Raw genomic sequence first — 5408 nt, 5'->3', positions numbered from 1 at the left:
GCGGGAGGGAAAGATGTCCGCCAGTTCGCCGGTCATGGTGAATGCGCTGAGATCGGCGCCCGCATAAATCGGAGCGGTTTCCTCGAATGCCAAGGTCAGCTTGCCGAGCCCTAGCCAAAGCGGCGTGGCGATCGTTACTGCCTCGACGATGCGGCCGTCTTCCGCGCGCGTCACCTTCAGATGCGCGCCGCCGATATCGAAGCCGGCAATGATGCTCTTTCTTTTTTCCACACTTCAAGCTTTCATCACAGGGGACAGTTGGGCAGAGACAGTTGGCCAGCGAGAAAAGCGTTGCGTATCATTCCGGTTCTCGACCTGAAAGGCGGCGAAGTGGTCCGCGCCCAGCAAGGAAAACGCGATCGCTACAGGCCGATCGTCACACCGCTCAGCCAAAGCTCCGATGTCATCGCGGTCACTGACGGTCTGCGTGGCCTTTACCCTTTTCCGACCTTCTATATCGCCGATCTGGATGCCATCGAAGGCGGGACGCCAAACAGTGGCGCGCTTGCCCGGCTGAAGACGATGGCGGAGCCGCCGGAGCTTTGGGTCGATGCAGGCATCGCCGACGAGAAAACCCTTTCGGCGGCACTTGCCGAACCCTGGCTTTACCCGGTCCTGGGTTCCGAATCGCAGCGAGACGATGCGTTGTTCCGGCGTTTTTGCGATCATCCGGACCTTATCCTGTCGCTGGATTTCTTCGACGACGGGTTTCGCGGTCCGCCATCATTTCTCGATGAGCCGGAGCTTTGGCCGCAAAAGGTGATCGTCATGACACTGGCCAAGGTCGGCTCCGCCTCCGGTCCCGATTTCACGCGGCTCGAGACGATCAAGGCGAAGGCTGGAAGCCGCTCCGTGATCGCGGCCGGCGGGGTGCGCAACGAGGCCGACATTCGCGCCCTTTCGTCACTTGGTATCGCCGCGGCTCTGGTCGCAACTTCGCTGCATGACGGCACGCTCACGCCGAGGCACCTCGCAACGCTTGGCACCTGACATTTGTGTAGCATCGAACTTCGGCCTCGGAAACTGGGCCTTGTAGAGCGGCGGACTCTCAAGTCGATCGTCTCGCCGCTCTATCTCTTTGCTGAAGCATCGGGATTCCCAAAACCAGTCCACCCTCGAGTCAGGCCCGAGGGCATTTTTTGGGTCCGATGCTCTAAAGGCCCAGTAGCTTTTTCAGGCGGCGCAACAGACCCTCCGGCTCCGCGGAGGGTTTTATCTGTGCGGGGCTGTCTCTTGTCTAAGCCGCGAACGGATGCTTCACCTGGTCCCGCTTATCCGTGGCTTCGGCGGCCGTCGGTGTTCCCGCGACCGCGCGTTGGATGGCTTCCTTTGTCGCTTCGTAATTGTACTTCTGGATCTTGGCGTCGTCCGCCGCGTCCCAGTGGATGAAAACGCCGACGCAGATGAACAGATCGTCCGCCTCACTGGCAGGAATGATCCCCTCGGCGACGCTGTCCTGCACCGCCTTTGCGACCGCATGCTGGGCCGGGCCGAACATCTGCACGGCCTGCTTGGCGCCCTTGATCGTGACCTTGTTGAACATCACGGTGTTGGGCTTGCACTGAAGATTGGGCGCGATCACCGCCAAAAGGGAGGTAAAGCCGTCCTTGTTGTTGGTAAGTGCGTTGCAAAATGCCGTTTCGACCGCGCTCCCCCGCGGGCCGATGAGCAGGTCGACATGCGCCACTTCGTTGCCGTCTCCTACCAGCGATTCACCGACCATTACTTTCGAGATCTTTGCCATGCCAATTTTCCTCCAAGACACAGTTATGGTGTCCAAAGACGCCGCAAACCGAGCGAGCGCTCGATGGACAGCTATCCTTGTTGGCAGCGCCCGGACATCCGGACCGGTTGGCTGGATAGCCGCGGAAGCCCAGCTTCCGCTCCTGAAAGTCAACCACCAACGTTGCTATTATGCAAGCTGAACGCCGAGGAGGTGGACTAAAAGAGTAGCCACGGTCAGGTCGGCCGATGTGCCGGGGTTGACGTTGTCCGCCTTCAGCCGGCGGTCGAGCTCCATGAGCAGACGAATGCGTGATGCCTCGTCACCGTTGGCATGGAGCGCCGCCTGGACGGCAAGGGCTTCTTGCCGCGCCTGGTTTGCGGTTTCAGCTCCATGGTTGCGCACCACATGACTGTCGGGGAAGCCGGCGAGAAACGCCATATAGGCGAATACGGTCGGCCACATGCCGCTTTCCCCGCGCGCCAGCGCCGCTTCGAGAGCCGCAAGCCCGACGCCGAACACGTCGCCGAAACCGGTAACATACTGGCTGGCAATCATGTCACGGTCGGCCGCCTCCCGCATGGCTTCGAGCAGATGAACCTTCGGCGCTTGCCGCACATCGTTCGCGGCCTCTCCAAGGCCACCCGGCGCGGCCGCAACGATCGCCTCGAACACCGCCCTGGTATCGTCCATGCTCATCGCGCGCAGCACCGCGTCGAGATTGTCATGCAGCCTGCCGCCGGTCATTTCGGCGGCGCATAGCAGAGGCCCTGCCAGAAGGATGATACCGAGGTTGGTATTGGTCGCGACCGCCAGACGTGTCGCGCGGACGGCTTCCAGCATACGCTGTCCGATCGGCAGGCGAGGATCGGTCAGCGGCCCCGACGAGACCTCTGCGCTCATCATGAACTGGGCGGCGGACATGCCGTGCCCGTCGGCGAACAGATGGACGTTGCCCGGTTTCAGCGCCTCGATCTCCATCCGGCAGGCGTCCTTGTAGGCAACCTTGAGGCGTTCTCGCGAAAGCGCCATGCTACCGGCTCGTCACGAATTCGCCGGCGCGGTGAAGCGGTAGGGGCGCGCCGCCGCCTCGGTGCGATCAGCCAGGAATTTCAGCAGGGCGTCGGCAATCGCATCGGCGATGTTAACCGCGACGACCGATTGAAGCCCGGACCAGGCGGGCATGCTGTTGACCTCCAGCACGAACAGCTTGCCGTCGGCCGAGGGCACGATATCGACGCCGGCGAAATCCGCTGACATAGCGGCGGTGGCGGCTCTTGCCAGCGCCGCCAGTTCGGTTTCGCCGTGCCCTGAAACCTGCTCGGGCACCGCCCCGCGATTGACGTTGGTGATCCAGTCGTCGCCACGGCGGCTCATCATCGCCAGGACTTCGCCGGCGCAGACGAAAACGCGAAAATCGCGGAAAGGAGGGCCGGGACGCGGCACGTAATGCTGGAGATAGTAGACGCTGTTCACCTCTTCCTCGGCGGGGAGATCGGACAGTGTTTCGATCAGCCTGATGCCGCGGCCCTGCGCGCCGAAAAGCGGCTTCAGTACCAGCGGCGTGAACGGCAGTTCGCGTTCGGCGACCGCTTCGGCCATGGCACGTCCCTCGACCGCGAATGTCGGCGGTGTCGGCAGGCCGGCATTCTTCAGGAGGAAGGTCGTCATCGACTTGTCGACGCAGCGTTCTATCGCCTGTGCGGAATTCCACACCGGAATGGAAAGCTTGGCGAATGCGTGCAGCACGCCGAGGCGCCGGGTGACCGCTTCGAATGATCCGGCGGCGATCGAACGGACCAGCACGGCGTCGGGCAGAGCGCCGTCGAAGCCGGGGATCGACAGTCCGCTCGGGCTGCCGGTGTCGAATTCGATTGCTGCCAGCGGCACGGTTGCGACCACGGCGCCACGCCGGTCCAGCCTTGCCGCCAAGCCCTTGGCGCGGGTGTCCGAGACGTCGCTGACGATCAGGATGCGGGGGATCATGTCGCGCCTCGGATACCGGTATACCGAAAGCCCGGGCGTGCGGCCTGGCAAGCGGATGCCAGATGGATCCGTTGTACAGCCATGGCCTAACCGAGGCTCCGTTCGAGCATCTGCAGATCGCGCTCGCCGGCGCGAAACGTATCGCCGGTCTCGATCGCCGTGACGATCACTTCGGCCGGGCTGAACAGCAGCGGATCGATGGCATAGAAATCACCCTTGAACCGTTTGAAGACCTCGGCGAAGGGATGGCCGTGGTCGCGCGAGGCTCGGCTCGGCAGTCGCTCCGCGAGCTCACTGGCGTCTTTCGCCGAGCCTTTTACGAAGAGCTGGACGCTGCCGCCATAGATGATGGCGTCGTTGGTTCTGCCCATTGCGGTCAGGAAATCCGGATGGGGGGCAGGGATAGGCGCAGTGCCGATGCCGTCGATGATATTGTCCAGCGGAAACTTGAGATCGTTGCTCTTGTGCAAGGCGACCTCGAGCGCGCGCGCAACGATCTGCACGCTGCCCGCAAGGCTTTGTGTCGGCGCATAGAGGAAGGTGAGCTTTTCGGTTGGCAATCCGGTTGCCCTGCCGACTTTCTCGACGATCGCTTGGGGCGGCGGTTCGGCCGTCTCCAGGATAAGCACGGCGGATGACGCGGTGTCGCGATAGGAAAGCACTTCGAACAGCGGCTCGACGCGCGCTAGCGCCCGCGCCGGCCCCGATCCCATGGCGAAATAGCCCTGGCTCGACAGGTTCCAGCCCGCATACTGGCTGCCCAGGCAGGCAAGCACCGGCTGCGAGGACCGCACTTCGATGGTCAACGGCCATTTCTCCGACGCGCGGTCCATGCAGACCGAAATGCTGCCGAGCCCGCCCATCGCGGCTTCCGCCATGCGCAGCCCGGCCTCGACGCCGCCGGTGGCCTTGGCGCCGGCATCGATCAGGCACTCGCCCAATGGCCCCCTGGAAACGGCGATACGCAGGCGTTCGGCGTTGCCGATCATGCCGTCGATGATGCGCTGCGCATTGTCGTTCAGGAATGCCGAACCATCTTTCATGTCCGGTCTCCTTCCCATTGGTGTTGCAATCGGCTGGCTTGTCCCTTGATGAGCCGCCTGGTCAAATCGGCGCTCGGACCGCGCGCGAAGATGGTGCAGACAGGATCGCCGGCAATCAGACGGGTGCCGGGCGACTGATGGTCCGCAGTCCATTCAGGCCAGGCAATCGATGGAAACTGGGCGATCGGCGCCGCTGCGTAGGTCACCATCGACGCCATCGAATCGACGAAGCGCGGCAGGCGGTAAGCCTTGCCTGCTGCGGCGCGCAAATGCGCTTCGATCAGTGGTGCGTCGGCATCGTCGAAAATGTCGAGCGTGGCGCCTGGCCTCGGGTTGATCTCGATGAGCTTGTAGCCATCCGGTCCGCGAATGAGATCGGCGCTGCACAATCCGACCAGGCCGGCGCGGCGCGCCAGACCTGAAAGCCAGCCGCGGATCATCGCCGCCTGCTTGCGATCGAAGCGTCTCAACCGCACGGCGCCGCCATAGCGGTAGGGCGCGGCGGGGGCGGGGGAGGCCCATTGTTGGCTGAAGCCGACGATATCAACGCTTTGGCCGTCGCCGACGAACAGGGCCGAGATGCTGCGGCCGGGAACGAAACGCTGGAAATAGCGGCCGGTGGCTGGGGTTTCTCCGGCGGCCCGTCTGATATGCGT

6 protein-coding genes and 1 pseudogene are annotated in these 5408 nt (G+C 63.3%); 1 reads left to right on the top strand and 6 read right to left on the bottom strand.

The genetic code is table 11. The features are described 5' to 3' along the window. Nucleotides 1–231, bottom strand: a pseudogene (locus E5W87_RS32445) (hypothetical protein); the annotation flags it as partial. A 60-nt stretch (nt 232–291) separates the two neighbouring features. Between E5W87_RS32445 and E5W87_RS32440 the strand changes: the two are divergent. After that, nucleotides 292–990, top strand: coding sequence for a HisA/HisF-related TIM barrel protein (locus tag E5W87_RS32440; RefSeq protein WP_292407141.1), 699 nt, complete (start codon nt 292–294; stop codon nt 988–990). Between the two features lie 247 nt (nt 991–1237). Here the strand turns inward: E5W87_RS32440 and fae are convergent, their stop codons facing one another. The 5 genes from fae to E5W87_RS32415 form a co-directional block, all read right to left on the bottom strand. Continuing rightward, nucleotides 1238–1744, bottom strand: coding sequence for a formaldehyde-activating enzyme (fae, locus tag E5W87_RS32435; RefSeq protein ID WP_095489033.1), 507 nt, complete (start codon nt 1742–1744; stop codon nt 1238–1240). 168 nt (nt 1745–1912) lie between these two features. Further along, nucleotides 1913–2755 carry a triphosphoribosyl-dephospho-CoA synthase gene (locus E5W87_RS32430; RefSeq protein WP_292407138.1) on the bottom strand — a complete coding sequence of 281 codons (843 nt, stop codon included), beginning with the start codon at nt 2753–2755 and terminating at the stop codon, nt 1913–1915. 12 nt (nt 2756–2767) lie between these two features. Next, nucleotides 2768–3709: a RimK family alpha-L-glutamate ligase gene (locus E5W87_RS32425; protein ID WP_292407135.1), complete on the bottom strand. Its 942-nt coding sequence runs from the start codon at nt 3707–3709 to the stop codon at nt 2768–2770. Nucleotides 3710–3795: 86 nt separating this feature from the next. Further along, nucleotides 3796–4752, bottom strand: a complete 957-nt coding sequence (gene mch / locus E5W87_RS32420) for a methenyltetrahydromethanopterin cyclohydrolase (protein ID WP_292407132.1) — start codon at nt 4750–4752, stop codon at nt 3796–3798. Next, nucleotides 4749–5408: ATP-grasp domain-containing protein (locus tag E5W87_RS32415; RefSeq protein WP_292407129.1), on the bottom strand; the 660-nt coding region annotated here is incomplete at its 5' end. The genes mch and E5W87_RS32415, both read right to left, overlap by 4 nt.

Origin of the sequence: Mesorhizobium sp. (genome assembly GCF_004962925.1) — a bacterium.
In the GTDB taxonomy this organism is placed as follows: Bacteria; Pseudomonadota; Alphaproteobacteria; order Rhizobiales; family Rhizobiaceae; genus Mesorhizobium.
This window is presented reverse-complemented; position numbering and strand designations above follow the sequence as displayed.